This window comes from Dielma fastidiosa, from assembly GCF_003475485.1.
Classification (GTDB): domain Bacteria; phylum Bacillota_I; class Bacilli_A; order Erysipelotrichales; family Erysipelotrichaceae; genus Dielma; species Dielma fastidiosa.
The window spans coordinates 49,056-64,329 of the sequence record NZ_QRQL01000001.1; the positions used below are offsets into that span (position 1 = coordinate 49,056).

The following is a 15,274-nucleotide window of genomic DNA, read 5'->3' on the forward strand; positions in this document are numbered from 1 at the left end:
GTACTTAAAGATGCTAAGCGGTGGCAAGGCATCTTTCTTAATGATAGGATGTGAACAGAATTATGGATAAATTTGTCAGAAAACAAATCAGCACGGAAAAAAATGAACGGAAATTAAGGAATGACAGGATTTCAAAACGATGCTTTATGGCGGCAGCCTTTCTGTCCGCTTCAGCAATCATCGTCATTCTGCTGTTTGTCGGAATTAAAGGAATTGCGCCTTTTCTGCCGGGATACGCGAACGGTCAGGTAAATGCTGTTGATTTCCTGCTTGGTACAACGTGGCGGCAGGATCAGGGAATCTATGGCGTGGGCTATATTATTATCAATACTTTGATTTCATCTTTTGGCGCATTGCTGCTGGCATTTCCAATTTCAGTGCTGACCGCTTTGTTTATTGCCAAGATTGCGCCTAAGTCTATTTCGCAGATCATGAGTACGGTTGTTGAATTGCTCGCGTCAATTCCATCAGTTGTCTATGGTGTATTTGCGGCGGGATCAATTACCGCGTTAGTAAAAATGCTGGCATCGCAATTGGGTATTGTTACAGCCGGCGGCAGCTCGCTGCTGGCAGTGATTCTGCTTTTGGCAATCATGATTTTTCCGACTATCACATCCATGGCAGTCACAGCCATTCGCTCGGTAGACAAAGAAATGGAATTGGGTTCTTTAGCTTTGGGAGCAACCCAGATACAAACCAATTTTAAGGTCATTTTAACCAGTGCCAAATCAGGTATCTTCGCTGGTGCCATTCTTGGTATCGGCAGAGCCTTCGGCGAGGCAACAGCGGTTGCGATGGTAGCTGGTAATAAGCTGATGGGGCCAACCTTTGACCTTTTCGATATTACCCGCACCTTAACCTCAACAATGCTGGCAGGCTTAAAAGAAACGACTGGACTCGATTATGATATTCGTTTCTCAGTAGGTATTGTGCTGATGGCAGTGATTTTAGTTTCTAATTTTGTTTTAAATCAAATGAAGAAAAAGGTAGGGAATCAATCATGATCAGGGAAAACCGACGTTCCAGTAAAGTCAGCGATGGTCTGCTGAATGGCATCACATATCTGTCTTCACTGATCAGTGTGACAGTATTAATCAGCATTTTTATCTTCATCTTTTCAAAAGGCTCGTCATTAATCAGCTTTGATTTATTGAAAAATGATTATTGGTCAAAAAATTACTTGGTGGAAGTAAAAACAGAGGTAAATCATTCAGGAAGCTTTACGGCTCCTGATGACTTAACCCCACAGGCCAGCTTTTCTGAAAAATGGGGAATCGCATTTGTTGATGCGCTGTCCAACGACAAGCATGAGCTTGTGCTAGTCGAATATATTGATCCGCTTTCACCTTTTGCGCATACGATCGATAAGAGTGCGGGGGCAAATAAAGGATTGGATCTAACGCTGGAAGTAGGCGTACAGATTGAAAAAATAGATTTTAAAAGGCTTGATGGCAGCGCTGATTTCGCTGGTAATCTGGCCAGTCAGAACGCGGCTGAAATCGCGGCGGCTTTAGATCAGGATGCGGCATCAATCACCTCAGCCTATGTAAAAACACCGGGCGGCGGTATCCGCGGCAGTTTGCTGACTACCGGTTATTTGATTGTGGTATCCTTGCTGATTGCTTTGCCGATTGGTATCGCGGCGGCAATCTATCTGAATGAATATGCCAATAAATCAAGACTCAACCGAATGATTCGTTCCGGTATTGAAACGCTGACCGGCGTTCCTAGTATTGTCTATGGTTTGATGGGTGTATCGGTACTGTTTCCTATTACGAGAGCCTTTGGGGCGACGACAACTAATATTTTATTAGGTTCATTGACCATGGCAATTATCTTATTGCCGACCATCATTCGTTCTACCGAGGAAGCTTTGCTTGTTGTGCCTAACAGCCTGCGTGATGCGAGCCTGTCGCTAGGTGCCAATCAGTCACAGACGATCTTCAAGGTTGTGCTGCCTTGTGCGGTGCCGGGTATTTTGACCGGCGTACTGCTGAGTATCGGCAGGGTCATCGGTGAGTCAGCAGCACTGATTTATACAATGGGTACGTTTATCAACGATTCACCAACCCTGCTGTCGCAGGGAACTTCCCTGGCCGTTCATATCTGGTCAGTGATGAGCGGTGAACAGCCTAATTTTGAACTGGCATCCGCTATTTCAATTATTATTTTGATTTTTGTTCTTTGTTTAAATATTATCGTCAAGCTGCTGAGCAAGCGGCTGAATAAAGCGTGGTATTAGGAGGTACTTATGGAAGAAACGATTTTTAAGATCAAGGATCTTGATCTGTACTATGGTGAGAAACAGGCTTTGAAAAAAGTAACGATGGATATTAATAAAAATCGAGTAACTGCTTTTATCGGCCCTTCCGGATGTGGCAAGTCTACTTTTCTGCGCTGCTTAAACAGAATGAATGATTTAATTGAAGGCTGCCGGATTGAGGGCAGTATCACGATTAATGATACAGATATTAATTCGGGCAAGATGAATGTAGTGGATCTGCGTACCCGGGTAGGTATGGTTTTCCAAAAACCAAACCCATTTCCAATGAGTATCTTTGACAATGTAGCCTATGGCCCGCGCTGTCAGGGAATCAAGGACAAGCATCTGCTCACACAAATCGTTGAGACATCATTAAAGCAGGCAGCCCTATGGGATGAAGTGAGTGATCGGCTTAATGATTCAGCGATGGGGTTGTCCGGCGGTCAGCAGCAGCGTTTATGCATTGCCAGAGCGATTGCGATGGAGCCGGAGGTTATCTTAATGGATGAGCCGACCAGTGCCCTTGATCCAATAGCCACCGCTAAGATTGAAGATCTTATTGAAGAGCTTAAGCATGACTATACAATCATCATTGTCACTCACAGCATGCTGCAGGCGGCAAGAGTCAGTGATTATACAGCTTTCTTCTTATTGGGAGAAGTTATTGAATTTCAGGAAACATCAAAATTATTTAAACAGCCATTAGATAAGCGAACGGAAGATTATATTACGGGCCGTTTCGGATAGGAGAGGGTTATGGTTAAAATTGATAAAGAAGTTGAAGTGTTAGAATATTCAGTTGTGAAGATGGGCAGCCGCGTCATTTCCATGCATGAAACGTTGCAGCGGCTTTATGTGTCAAAGGACCGCGCGCAGGCCCTGGAACTGATTAAGGCAGACAGCTTCATCAATAACATGGAAGAGGAAATTAATGATATCGCTATTTCGGTATTTGCGCTGCTGTCACCGGTAGCCAGTGATCTTCGGCGGGTTATAACCGCTATTAAAATTGCCTCAGAACTTGAACGAATCGGTGACTATGCGAAAAATATCGCTTCCTATATTATCAGAAATGATTCAATTAATCCTACGGTTGAGGCATATATTATTCAAATGGAAGAAAAGATGGTTGAGATGCTGAAGGCAGCAATGCTTTGCTATGAGGAAAAGGATGTAGATATGGCCTTTGATATTCCTGAAAGAGATAAAGAAATTGATCTGTTAATTGAGGAATGCTATCAGACATTAGAGGAAAACGCGGATCAGCAGTCACTGCGGATCATGCTGAGAGGCTCGCAGATTTTAAGAAGCATTGAACGTGCCGGTGACCATACGATTAATATCTGTGAGCATGTAATTTATTGTGTGAAGGGTCAGCACTATGATTTTGGATAAGCCATGCAAATGGCTTTTTTTCTTGCTTGAAACTGGGGAGTGAGCTATAATGGTTAAAATTAAAGGAGTGAAGATTATGCATCATAAAGGAACCGCCTTGCTGACAACCAAACGTTTGGTTTTAAGAAAATTTAAGATTGAGGATGCTGAAAATATGTATCATAACTGGGCCAGTGATCCCGAGGTTACCCGTTATCTGACTTGGCCGGCACATTCATCGGTTGAGGTAACAAAAATGATTTTGAATGAATGGATTACTCAGGATCATGATCAGCAGTATATGTGGGCTATTGCTTTAAAGGATAATGATGAGGTGATCGGCAATATTTCAGTGGTTAAAATTGAGGAAGACATCAAGTGTGTGCATATCGGTTATTGCCTGTCAAGAAAGTGGTGGCATCAGGGAATTACCACGGAAGCTTTTGCGGCAGTGATTCAGTTCTTGTTTGAAGAAGTGCAGGTAAACCGCATTGAGGCTCATCATGATGTATTAAATCCTAATTCTGGAAAGGTAATGGCAAAGTGCGGCCTGCAGTATGAAGGAACGTTGAGGCAGACCGGCATTAATCAAGCGGGATTAGCCGATATGGCGGTCTATGCGCTGCTTGCTCAGGATTATCCAAAAGCTGTTTAATGGCTGCGTCAATGGATAAGGAATATGTGCTGATTACCGGTGCGACAAGCGGCATCGGTTATGCGCTGGCGGAGGTATTCGCAAGCCATGGCTATGGTTTAATCTTGGTTTCATCGACTATGAGCCATCTGCTTACAGCGCAGTGTAAATTAAAGGCAGAGTATGCGGTTCCAATATTGATTTATGAACAGGATCTGGCAGTCAATGACGCGGCATTTAAGCTTTATGCGTCACTTAAGGCAGATGATGTGCGATTTAATATTTTGATAAATAATGCCGGCTTAGGTTTGATCGGGAAAAGTGAGACACTGGATGCTGACAGGGAGCTGCAGATGCTGACGCTGAATATAATTTCATTAACGATGCTTTGCAAGCTGTTTATCGCTGAGCATCAGCAAAGCGGCGGCCGTATTTTAAATGTAGCATCGATCGGCGCCTTTCAGCCAGGGCCGTATACGGCCTCCTATTATGCCAGCAAGGCCTATGTTTTAAGCTATACTCAAGCTATCCGCTATGAAGCTAAAAACATCGGGATACATATCTCTGTACTCTGTCCTGGTTCAACACATACAGCTTTCTTCACGAAAGCAGGGAAATCAACGCCCAAATTTGCTGGATCTCCAGAAAGGGCCGCCAAGGCCGCCTATCATGGATTGATGAAAGATCAGGAAATCATTATTCCTGGCATGATGAATCAGCTGATACGCTGGCTGCCAAAGCGATTGAAAATGGCGGCTGTTGCAAAAATGAAAATATAAAAAAAAAGCTTTTTGGCTTTCTTTTATAAACTGTTATGTAATGGCAATTCGATATTACAGTTGCGTACGATGTTGCAGGCATGATCGCCGACACGTTCAAGATTGGATAGAATATCAATATAAACACTGCCGGTAATCGCTCTTGCGCATTCCGATTGGGCCATGCGTTTGAAGTGACGCTGACGGGCTTTTTCTTCAATCAGATCAAGATAATTTTCTTTATCCTGAATCATGTCGATCAGCTTTTCATCACGGGTATTAAAATAATCAATGGCCAGCTTTGTCATCTCAAGGATAATATCATACATTTCATTGACATCTGCAATCGCGCCTTCAGAGAATTTACCTTTTTCCTCAAAAGCCATAGAATAAAATTCTCTTAGATTCATTGCTAAATCGCCCATACGTTCAATATCTTTTAACGATTTAAGATTGGCGATCAATTCATCTGTATCGTTCGTGCCAAGATTGTGATGGGCAATTTCCATCAGATAATCGGTAATCTTACTGTCCAGTGAATTAATTGCTTCCTCACATTGATGCGTAGATTCTGAATAACGTTTTTGTTTTGTATTAAAATAATCCTTTGTGTTTTTCAGGGAGTCATAGGCAAGCATTCCCATTTTAATCGTAGCCTGCTTAGATACGCCCAAGGCACCGGCCGGTAAGGTCGCGGCAATCTTAGGATCAAGATTTTCCATGTTGACTTCAATGCGCTGATTCTCATCACCGGGAATCAGTGTTTTAACCGCTTTGACCATTAGATTAATAAACGGATAGGCGAGAATCGTCGTAGATAAGTTAAAGACGATATGCGCAAAGGCAATCTGCATCATGCTGTTAATGGCAAAATGCGTGGAGACAGTGCTGATAAAACCGGTAAAAGGTTTCAGAATCAGCATGAAGAGCAGTGTACCGAATACGTTAAACATTACGTGAATGCCGGCTGCCCGTTTACTGGAAATGGAACCGCCGATAGCCGCAAAGATCGCGGTGATAGTAGTACCGATGTTGCTGCCGAAGACAAAGGGCAGGGCAACAGCAATAGTAATCGCGCCTGAGCTGTACAGCTTTTGAATAATACCGATGACAGCACTTGACGACTGTACTAGGCCGGTCATCAGGGTACCGCCCAAAAGCGCCAAAATCGGATTCTGCGCCATAGCGGTTACTACCGCTTCAAACTGCGGATATTCACCGATCATCGATAATTCATCACCCATCAGCTTTAGTCCGAAAAACAGGATACCAAAGCCGAGAATGATTTCTCCCATGTAGGTTGTTTTGCGCCGTTTTGAGAAAACAATAAACAAAACACCGATAAATACAAAATATAATGAAAACTGTTCGACATTCAGACCAATCAGGAAGGCGGTTACGGTCGTACCGATGTTAGCTCCCATAATAACCCCGATGGCCTGATCGAGCCGCATGATTCCAGCACGCACAAATCCGATGGCAATGGCTGTGGTTGCTGAGCTTGACTGAATTACTACGGTAACCAAGGCACCGATAATAATTCCCATCCATGGTTTTGATGTGTATTTGTCAATAAAGTAACGCAGCTTATCACCGGCAATGCTCTTTAATCCGTCACCCATATACTGGATGCCAAATAAAAAGAAGGCAAAACCACCAATGATCAGGTCCCATTGGACGGCAGCTTCTGGCATGAGTTCAGTAGGCATAGTTTATCCTCCATATATAGACACTCTTATTTTAACATTAAATTAACAAAATTATAAATATTTTTTTACATTTGATTAAGAATTTTTATAAAATAGGCTAAGAATAGGATAAAAACAAATTTTTACTTATATATAAAGGGGTGATTCTATGGAAAAACAAGATTGCGCAGTCAAAATCTTATATGCACTGCAAGAAAAAATGGCGATTGACCTAAGTGCGGCCATTAATTATTGTGATGCGTTAATCGATGAACACGGCTTGAGTATCTATGATTTATGTGCCGGTTTGGCTTTGAGTCATGTCGATGCGCGGGCTTATCATACTTGGCGGATTCCAGATACTTATTTCATCGCCTTTGTCGGTTCACGCTGGCTGGGGCATTTTATGCTTGCAAAGCGGCAGGGAAGAAAAATCTGGGTTTATGATCCTTTAAAGGGTGAAGCGCTGCTGTCATTGTTTCATTTCTTTATGATTTGGCATAAAACGCTGATCCTTCTCTATGTTAATTGAAAATAATTATGGTATACTTATTAGGAATAACAAGCTTATAAAGGAGATTCTATGGAAATTAATATGATCAATCAAACAGAAGAAAGTGAATGGGAAAGTTACGCTGAAGATTTTCAAAAGATCAGTGAAAAAACAAGTAAGGTGCTGCGGACGGCTTATGAGTCCAGCTGCTCTGTTGTTTTCGTGACGCCGGATGCCATTCAGGAAATAAATCGGGATTATCGCTCCATCGACAAGCCTACCGATGTGATCTCTTTTGCCCTGAAAGACAGTGAAGAGGATTATATGATCAGTGAAGAAATTGATGAGGAACTGGGTGATATCTTTATCAATGTAGAGGCAGTAAGAAATCAGGCACAGGAATACGGGCATTCTATCCGCCGTGAGGTATGTTTTCTGTTTACCCATGGTCTGCTTCATCTTCTCGGCTATGATCACATGCAGAGCGAGGATGAAAAAATTATGTTTGCCTTACAGGATGTGATCCTTAATGATCTCGTACCTAAGACGGCTGATTAATAAGTTTGCCAATGCTTTCAGCGGCATTGCTTATGGTCTCAAGCATGACCGCAGCATCGGCTTTCAGTGTCTGATTGGGGCAGCGGTGCTGCTCTTTGGCGGGCTGTATGGCTTTACCTTAAGTGAGTGGCTGTTTATCCTGCTGCTGATCTGTTTAGTGATCGCTGCTGAGTTTTTTAATTCAGCGATTGAAAAATGTGTGGATCTGATTTCTCCCCAGTACAATGAACTGGCTAAAATTATTAAGGATTATGGTGCGGCAGCGGTGCTTGTCGTATCACTGGCCGCCTTGCTGGCAGGCCTGTTAATTTTGAAAGGAGCTTTACGATGAATAAAAATGAATTAGTTAATCTGGCATTTAAGGCGATGGAGAATGCGTATGTGCCTTATTCCCATTACCGTGTGGGAGCCTGTGTATTATGCAAGGATGGCCGTACTTTCTATGGCGCGAATATTGAAAATGCGTCTTATGGACTGGCTAACTGTGCAGAGCGCAGCGCGATTTTCTCGGCTTATTCCAACGGGGTAAGAAAGGAAGATATTGAGGCGCTGGCCATTGTCAGTGAAGGCAAAACGATTGCGGCGCCATGCGGGGCATGCCGTCAGGTATTGTGTGAACTGATTGGCTTTGATACACCGATCTATCTGGCAAACCGTGAGGCAGAGACGACGACTTCAATCAGAGAATTGCTGCCGATGGCGTTTACTAACGAGGATCTCTAGGATGAAATCTGGATTTATTGCGATTGTGGGCCGGCCCAATGCCGGTAAGTCGACCCTGCTGAATGCGATTATGAATCAAAAACTGGCCATTATATCGCCGAAGCCGCAGACGACCCGCAACAATATTCAGGGGATTTTAACTACTGAAGATGCGCAGATGGTATTTATTGATACACCGGGGATTCATAAGCCGCATCATGAATTGGGGCGGACTTTGAATAAAAGTGCGTTTTCATCGTTGGCGGGTGTGGATCTTGTTTATTATATGGTTGATGCATCGGTGCCCTTTGGCAGCGGTGAGGAATTTGTATTAAATAATCTGAAAGAAAAACAGCTGCCGATTTTTCTGATTCTGAATAAGGTGGACTTATTAAGCAAGGAAGCGCTGATGAAGCTGCTTATTGAGTGGCAGGGAAGACTGGAATGCAAGGAAATTTTTCCCGTTTCTGCTCTAAAGCATGACAATATACATGAGCTGCTTGAAGTCAGTAAAAACTATCTCAATGAAGGCCCTAAGTATTTCCCTGATGATATGATCTGTGATCATGATGAAGATTTTATGATTACCGAGCTGATTCGGGAAAAGGTGCTTTATAAGACGGAAGAAGAAATTCCGCATTCCGTGGCAGTAGTGCTGGAAAAGAAAGTAAATAAGAAAAGCTCGGTGGTGATCAATGCTTTAATCATCGTAGAGCGGCCTTCTCAAAAAGGTATTCTGATTGGTAAGCAGGGCAGTATGATTAAGGATATCGGTATTGATTCACGCCGTGATCTGGAGCTGATTTTAGGCAAGAAGGTTTATCTGGAACTTTATGTCCGCGTTGAGAAGGATTGGCGCAACCGTGCAAGCAAGCTTCAGCAATTCGGTATCCGTGAAATGGATGAGGATGATGAATAACAGCTTTGAAGGAATTGTACTAAAAAAAGTTGATTATCGTGATTATGATGCGATGCTGAGTGTGCTGACTGCTTCGGGAAAACGAAGTGTTCTGGCCCGCGGCATTAATAAAATCAGCAGTAAAAACGCTCATTGCTGTCAGCTGTTTACCTTAAGCCGCTTTAATTTGCTTGAGAAAGGCAGCACGCTGAAGAATGCGGAGTTAATAAAAAGCTATCGCGGTCTGCGCGAAGATCTTCTGAAACAGGGGATTGCGCAGCTGATGATGGAAGTGATGGACCGCTTGGAAGAAATGATGTTTGGCTATGAGGAACTGCTTACTTGTTTGGATTTATTGGAAACCGCCAAGCAGCCTTATTGCATCCTGACGCTTTTTTTAGCCTTGATCGCCCATGAAATCGGCATTGAGCCTAATGTTGACAGCTGCTGCCGCTGCGGTTCAAAACAGCAGATTGCCGCTTTTTCTATCAATGACGGCGGCTTTGTCTGTCAGCGCTGTCAGCATAGCAGTGATCTGCGTTTAAATGTAGAACAGCTGAGGCTGCTTCGCTTGGCGTGTAAAGCTGAGCTGAAACACGCGCAGGTGCTGCTGACGGCCGGCGAGTGGACCTATCCAATTGTAGATGTATATCTTCAGCTGTTTCAGAATTACAGCGGTATAAATTTACAGAGCGCGGCATTTCTGCGAATTGTTGAGGGCTTGAATTAAGTTGACAATCGGGTTTGAAATGTGGTATAAAATACTATGGTTAATTGTAATATTAACGAGGATTAATTCTTAATAAACCATGCTTTGTCATGGTTAGTTTTTCTTGAAAGGGGAAAAAGCAGATGAATGATAAGAAGTTTGAAACGATCGTTTCCCATATGAAAAACAGCGGCTTTGTATTTCAGGGTTCTGAAATATACGGCGGCTTATCAAACACATGGGATTTTGGTCCTTTAGGCGTTGAATACAAGGACAATATCAAACGTGCCTGGTGGAAAAAATTTATCCAGGAGAGTCCTTACAATGTGGGTATCCAATCAGCGATTTTAATGAATCCGCAGGTATGGGTTGCCTCTGGTCATGTGGGCGGTTTTTCAGATCCATTGATGGACTGCCGCAACTGCAAGACAAGACATCGTGCCGACAAGCTGATTGAAGATGAATCAAAGGGAACTGTAAATCCAGGCGGCTGGAGCAATGAGGAAATGATGACTTACATCAAGGAACATAAGATTGCCTGTCCAAACTGCGGCAGCCATGATTTTACGGATATCCGTCAGTTTAACTTGATGTTTAAAACATTCCAGGGAGTTGTTGAAGATGCGAAAAACGCGATTTATCTGCGCCCGGAAACCGCTCAGGGAATGTTCGTCAATTTTAAAAATGTACAGCGCACAATGCGCAAAAAGCTGCCGTTTGGTATCGGTCAGATCGGTAAATCATTCCGTAATGAAATTACGCCGGGTAACTTTATTTTCCGTACCCGTGAATTTGAACAGATGGAGCTTGAATTCTTCTGTCAGCCGGGTACTGATTTAGAATGGTATGAATTCTATAAAAATGCCTGCATGAGTTTCTTGACAAATTTAGGCATTAAAGCTGAAAACCTGCGTTTCCGTGATCATGACGCGAAAGAACTGGCTTTCTATTCCAAAGGTACATGTGATATCGAATATAATTTTGGCTCACAGATCGGCTGGGGTGAAATCTGGGGTATTGCTGACCGTACAGATTATGACCTACGTCAGCATCAAGAGACTAGTAAGAAGAGTCTTGAATATCTTGATCCAGCTACGAATGAAAAGTATCTCGCATATTGTATCGAACCATCAGTTGGCTGTGAACGGCTGATGCTTGCATTCCTTTGTGACGCATATGATGAAGAGGTGCTGAGTGAAAAGGATACGCGTATCGTTTTACGTCTGCATCCGGCATTAGCACCGTTTAAGGCTTGTGTTATGCCGCTGTCAAAGCAGTTAAGCAAGGAAGCCGAGGCAGTGTTCGCACAGCTTGCTGGTGATTATAACTGCGAATATGATGAAGCCGGCAGCATCGGTAAACGGTATCGCCGTCAGGATGCAATTGGTACACCGTTCTGCATTACAGTTGACTTTGATACCAAGGATGACGGCTGTGTTACGATTCGTGAACGTGATACGATGGCACAGAGCCGGGTTGCTATCAGTGACTTAAATCGTTGGATCGCCGAGAAAATAAAGTTTTAATTGAGGTGATAAATTGGCCAGACTCAGTGAGGAAAAAATTAATGAAATTCGCTCACGCGCCGATATTGCCGATGTAATATCGCGTTATGTGCCATTGACAAGGAAAGCCCGCGGCTTTGTCTGCACTTGTCCTTTTCATGATGATCACAATCCGTCAATGTCTATTTCTACGGATAAGCAGATTTATAAATGCTTTGTCTGCAATGCCGGCGGCAATGTCTTTACTTTTGTTCAAAACTTTGAACACATCTCTTTTGTCGAAGCGGTGCTGAAGGTTGCTGATTATGCTGGTGTAGAAGTTGAAGAAGCTGATCGGATGCTGGTCAATGAAACACTCGATCCGAATATCGCGTCGATCCATAAGGTCTGCCGATCCGTGATCGAATATACGAATTATACCTTGGCAACGCCCCAGGCTGCTGAAGTGAAGGCTTATTTGCTTCAGCGCGGCATCAATGAAGAATGTATCCGAAAATTTGAAATTGGCTATAATCCTAAGGGAGATGCGCTTTACGCGTATATGAATGCCAAGAAATTTACGGATGCACAGCTTGTTGAAAGCAATGTGGTGCGGATAAGTCCAAGTGGAATGCATGATGTATTTGCCAATCGTATTTTAATTCCGATTCATGACCGTAATGGGAATCCGGTTGGGTTTACCGCCCGCCGCGTCGATGAAAATGATGAAGCAAAATATATCAATACATCAGAAACGCCGGCTTTTAAAAAGGGATCGCTCATCTTTAACTATCACCGTGCTAAGGTTGAGGCAAAGTCAACGGGCCGCATATTGATCGTTGAGGGGGCAATGGATGTTATCGCTTTTGAGAAAGTAGGTATTCATGATTGTGTCGCTACGCTGGGAACAGCCTGTACCCGCGAACAGCTGATGCTGCTTAAAAATCTGCATGCTAAGTGCGTGATCTGCTATGACGGTGATCGGGCCGGTATCAATGCCACTTATAAATTTGGCAAGCTGGCACGGGAAATCGGACTTCATTTTGAAGTTGTTGATAATCAGCTGGGTCTTGACCCGGATGAGATTATTGATGGATATGGCAAGGATGAGCTGATCCATATGGCAGAGAAAACGATATCGTGGATTGATTTTTTGTTCCGTTATCTGCAGCAAAAGTACAATCTTGAAAATTATTCGCAGCGAAAAGAGTTCGCGGTTGAATTAGGCCGTGAAATCAATGCCTGCACCGAGCGTTTTGAACGCAAGAATTATCTTGCGAAATTGTTTGAGCTTACCCAGTTTGATATGAGTGAAGCTGAGGTGAAGGAGAAAAAGAATGTTTTAGTTACTCCTTCTATTGGTTTGCGGCAGCCGAAGAATGGCAGTCTGCGGGCCGAGTATGAGATTCTCTCACAGATGCTGGTAAGTCTGCAGGCAAATAATGCATTCAAAGATAAGCTGGGATTTTTAATTGATGAAAATTGCAACAAGCTTGCAATCTATATTATTGATTACTATCGGACACATGATGAAATTGAAATCGCTGATTTTTATAACAGTATTAAAGAAGAGGCTGTCAAGTCTTTACTGATTGAATTGAGCGAATGGGAACTGGCTTTGCCGGATTATAATGAAGATGTATTCTTACACTCATGTTTAAAGATCCAGGCGGCATGCTTAGAAGATAAGATGAAAAAGCTGAGTGAACAGTCACTTAAAATCAGTGATCCGCTTGAAAAGGCTAAAATAGGTGATGAAATCATACAGTTAAAAAGACAGCGCAGTGAATTGCTTAAACAACGATAGTAAAACAGGAGGCGCAATACCATGGCTAAAAAACAAACTGCCGCAGAAGTTAAATCGCTTGAAGAATTAAAAACTTTAGATGATATAAAGCAGGAACTTCTGGAATCTTATAAAATAAATAAAATCCTGTATCAGAAGGATGTCGCGGATGCCATCGAGCATTTGGATCTGAGTGATCAGGACAGTGATGAATTATTTGACTGGTTTAATCAGAATAAAATCGTTATTACAGATGATGAGGATTTGAATATTACTGACGCTGACCTTGCATTAGATGATGACAGCATGGATTTTGATGCTGATGATGAAGTTGATGATTTTACTGATGAAGAAAATCTGGCAAGTGATATTGAGTCTCTGGAACAGTCTTTCGCTAACTCTTCACATACGAAGATCAATGATCCGGTTAAGATGTATTTAAAGGAAATCGGCCGTGTTGAACTGCTGAATCCTGAGGATGAGCCGGAGATTGCCCGCCGGATTCAAAATGGTGATGAGGAAGCAAAACGTATTTTGATTGCTGCCAATCTGCGCTTGGTCGTATCCATCGCAAAGAAATATGTTGGCCGCGGTATGCTTTTTTTGGATCTGATTCAGGAAGGCAACATGGGTCTTGTTAAGGCTGTCGAAAAGTTTGACTATACCAAGGGATTTAAGTTTTCTACATATGCAACTTGGTGGATTCGTCAGGCCATCACCCGTGCAATCGCTGATCAGGCCAGAACGATTCGTATTCCGGTTCATATGGTTGAAACGATCAATAAGCTGACCCGTATTCAGCGTCAATTGGTTCAGGATTTAGGGCGTGATCCTACGGCTGAAGAAATTGCTGAAAAGATGGAAGGTATTTCACCGGAAAAGGTTCGTGAGATTCAAAAAATCGCGCTTGAACCCGTTTCACTTGAAACACCGATCGGTGAAGAAGATGATTCACATCTGGGTGATTTCATCGAAGATAAAGAAGCGATGTCACCGGATGAATATGCAAACAATCAGCTGCTTAAGGATGAAATCAATATGGTTCTGCAGGGCCTGACGGAGCGTGAGGAAAAAGTGCTGCGTCTGCGCTTTGGATTATATGACGGCCGTACCCGTACGCTTGAAGAAGTGGGTAAGGAGTTTAATGTTACCCGTGAGCGTATCCGTCAGATTGAAGCGAAGGCTTTGCGTAAGCTGAAGCATCCGACCCGCAGCAAACGGCTGAAGGACTTTGTTGATAAGCCATAATGAAGTTAAGCAAACGTCTGGCTGCCATTAAGCAGTTTGTATTAAAAGACAGTATATTAGCCGATATTGGCTGTGATCATGCTTATCTGCCTTGTGCATGTGTGCTTGACGGCACATGTGTCAGGGCATATGCATGTGATATTAATGAAGGGCCGCTTCAGCGAGCCATGGCTACGATTAAAGAAACCGATACATTGGATCGGGTTTTTCCTTTGCTTTGTGCCGGCTTGAGTGATTGTCCTGAAGAAGTTGATTGTGTGATTATCTCCGGCATGGGCTATGAAACTATTAAAATGATTTTGGAGAATGATTATGAGCGATTGCCGCAGTTTAAACGTTTGATTTTACAGTCTAACAGTGATGTAGACCTGCTGCGCCAATGGCTCAGCGATCATAGCTTTGCCATTGTTGATGAAGATTTGGTTCATGAAGGTCATTATTATCAGATCGTTGTCGCAGAACCATTTGGCGGCAGGAAACTGAGTGATGATGAGATTTTGTTCGGTCCTTTAATGCCGCAGAAGGAATTGTTTCAGGAATATTGGGAATACCGGCGGCATAAGCTTTCACTGATTCTTGATCAGCTGGCTGAGGATCATGATAAATATGCTGAATTAACCGAATTGTTTCAGCGCATCGATAAGCAATTAAAAACGAGTTCCTGATGAACCCGTTTTTG

Annotated in this window: 17 protein-coding genes; 16 read left to right on the forward strand and 1 reads right to left on the reverse strand. The window is 43.0% G+C overall.

Annotated elements, in window-relative coordinates; genetic code table 11:
* The first annotated feature begins 62 nt into the window (after window positions 1-62).
* The 6 genes from pstC to DWZ33_RS00305 are packed head-to-tail and all read left to right on the forward strand — an operon-like array spanning window position 63 to window position 5,050.
* Window positions 63-1,004 (forward strand): phosphate ABC transporter permease subunit PstC, encoded by a 942-nt coding sequence (pstC, locus tag DWZ33_RS00280; RefSeq protein ID WP_118453398.1) that lies wholly within the window; start codon window positions 63-65, stop codon window positions 1,002-1,004.
* Window positions 1,001-2,242 carry a phosphate ABC transporter permease PstA gene (pstA, locus tag DWZ33_RS00285; RefSeq protein ID WP_118453400.1) on the forward strand — a complete coding sequence of 414 codons (1,242 nt, stop codon included), beginning with the start codon at window positions 1,001-1,003 and terminating at the stop codon, window positions 2,240-2,242. The genes pstC and pstA overlap by 4 nt, the downstream gene beginning before the upstream one ends.
* 9 nt (window positions 2,243-2,251) lie before the next feature.
* Window positions 2,252-3,010 (forward strand): phosphate ABC transporter ATP-binding protein PstB, encoded by a 759-nt coding sequence (pstB, locus tag DWZ33_RS00290; protein WP_022939664.1) that lies wholly within the window; start codon window positions 2,252-2,254, stop codon window positions 3,008-3,010.
* Between the two features lie 9 nt (window positions 3,011-3,019).
* Entirely contained in the window at window positions 3,020-3,658 is a 639-nt protein-coding gene (phoU, locus tag DWZ33_RS00295) for a phosphate signaling complex protein PhoU (protein ID WP_118453402.1), read from the forward strand.
* Between the two features lie 49 nt (window positions 3,659-3,707).
* Window positions 3,708-4,292, forward strand: a complete 585-nt coding sequence (locus DWZ33_RS00300; RefSeq protein WP_244925822.1) for a GNAT family N-acetyltransferase — start codon at window positions 3,708-3,710, stop codon at window positions 4,290-4,292.
* Complete coding sequence (locus tag DWZ33_RS00305) at window positions 4,292-5,050, forward strand: SDR family NAD(P)-dependent oxidoreductase (RefSeq protein WP_220452381.1); 759 nt, start codon at window positions 4,292-4,294, stop codon at window positions 5,048-5,050. The genes DWZ33_RS00300 and DWZ33_RS00305 overlap by 1 nt, the downstream gene beginning before the upstream one ends.
* A gap of 23 nt (window positions 5,051-5,073) precedes the next feature.
* On the opposite strand, the gene DWZ33_RS00310 is transcribed toward DWZ33_RS00305, so the two are convergent.
* On the reverse strand, window positions 5,074-6,738 hold the full coding sequence (locus DWZ33_RS00310) for a Na/Pi cotransporter family protein (RefSeq protein WP_022939660.1): 1,665 nt from the start codon (window positions 6,736-6,738) through the stop codon (window positions 5,074-5,076).
* A gap of 148 nt (window positions 6,739-6,886) precedes the next feature.
* On the opposite strand from DWZ33_RS00310, the gene DWZ33_RS00315 reads away from it, so the two are divergent.
* The 10 genes from DWZ33_RS00315 to DWZ33_RS00360 all read left to right on the forward strand — a co-directional run bounded on the left by DWZ33_RS00315 (window position 6,887) and on the right by DWZ33_RS00360 (window position 15,260).
* Window positions 6,887-7,249, forward strand: a complete 363-nt coding sequence (locus DWZ33_RS00315) for a cysteine peptidase family C39 domain-containing protein (RefSeq protein ID WP_118453404.1) — start codon at window positions 6,887-6,889, stop codon at window positions 7,247-7,249.
* 51 nt (window positions 7,250-7,300) lie between these two features.
* On the forward strand, window positions 7,301-7,768 hold the full coding sequence (gene ybeY / locus DWZ33_RS00320; RefSeq protein ID WP_118453407.1) for an rRNA maturation RNase YbeY: 468 nt from the start codon (window positions 7,301-7,303) through the stop codon (window positions 7,766-7,768).
* The gene (locus DWZ33_RS00325) at window positions 7,740-8,099 is read left to right on the forward strand and encodes a diacylglycerol kinase family protein (RefSeq protein WP_022939657.1); all 360 of its coding nucleotides are present in this window, start codon (window positions 7,740-7,742) and stop codon (window positions 8,097-8,099) included. Before ybeY ends, DWZ33_RS00325 begins: the two co-directional genes overlap by 29 nt.
* A complete protein-coding gene (locus DWZ33_RS00330) occupies window positions 8,096-8,491 on the forward strand; it encodes a cytidine deaminase (RefSeq protein WP_022939656.1) in 396 nt (131 codons plus the stop codon). The genes DWZ33_RS00325 and DWZ33_RS00330 overlap by 4 nt, the downstream gene beginning before the upstream one ends.
* 1 nt (window position 8,492) lies before the next feature.
* Window positions 8,493-9,389, forward strand: a complete 897-nt coding sequence (gene era, locus DWZ33_RS00335; protein ID WP_118453409.1) for a GTPase Era — start codon at window positions 8,493-8,495, stop codon at window positions 9,387-9,389.
* On the forward strand, window positions 9,382-10,098 hold the full coding sequence (recO, locus tag DWZ33_RS00340; protein ID WP_022939654.1) for a DNA repair protein RecO: 717 nt from the start codon (window positions 9,382-9,384) through the stop codon (window positions 10,096-10,098). Before era ends, recO begins: the two co-directional genes overlap by 8 nt.
* A gap of 122 nt (window positions 10,099-10,220) precedes the next feature.
* Window positions 10,221-11,603 (forward strand): glycine--tRNA ligase, encoded by a 1,383-nt coding sequence (locus tag DWZ33_RS00345; protein ID WP_118453411.1) that lies wholly within the window; start codon window positions 10,221-10,223, stop codon window positions 11,601-11,603.
* A gap of 13 nt (window positions 11,604-11,616) precedes the next feature.
* Window positions 11,617-13,368 carry a DNA primase gene (gene dnaG, locus DWZ33_RS00350; RefSeq protein WP_118453413.1) on the forward strand — a complete coding sequence of 584 codons (1,752 nt, stop codon included), beginning with the start codon at window positions 11,617-11,619 and terminating at the stop codon, window positions 13,366-13,368.
* 21 nt (window positions 13,369-13,389) lie between these two features.
* Window positions 13,390-14,595, forward strand: coding sequence for an RNA polymerase sigma factor RpoD (gene rpoD / locus DWZ33_RS00355; RefSeq protein WP_022939651.1), 1,206 nt, complete (start codon window positions 13,390-13,392; stop codon window positions 14,593-14,595).
* On the forward strand, window positions 14,595-15,260 hold the full coding sequence (locus DWZ33_RS00360; RefSeq protein ID WP_118453415.1) for a tRNA (adenine(22)-N(1))-methyltransferase: 666 nt from the start codon (window positions 14,595-14,597) through the stop codon (window positions 15,258-15,260). Before rpoD ends, DWZ33_RS00360 begins: the two co-directional genes overlap by 1 nt.
* Window positions 15,261-15,274: the final 14 nt, after the last annotated feature.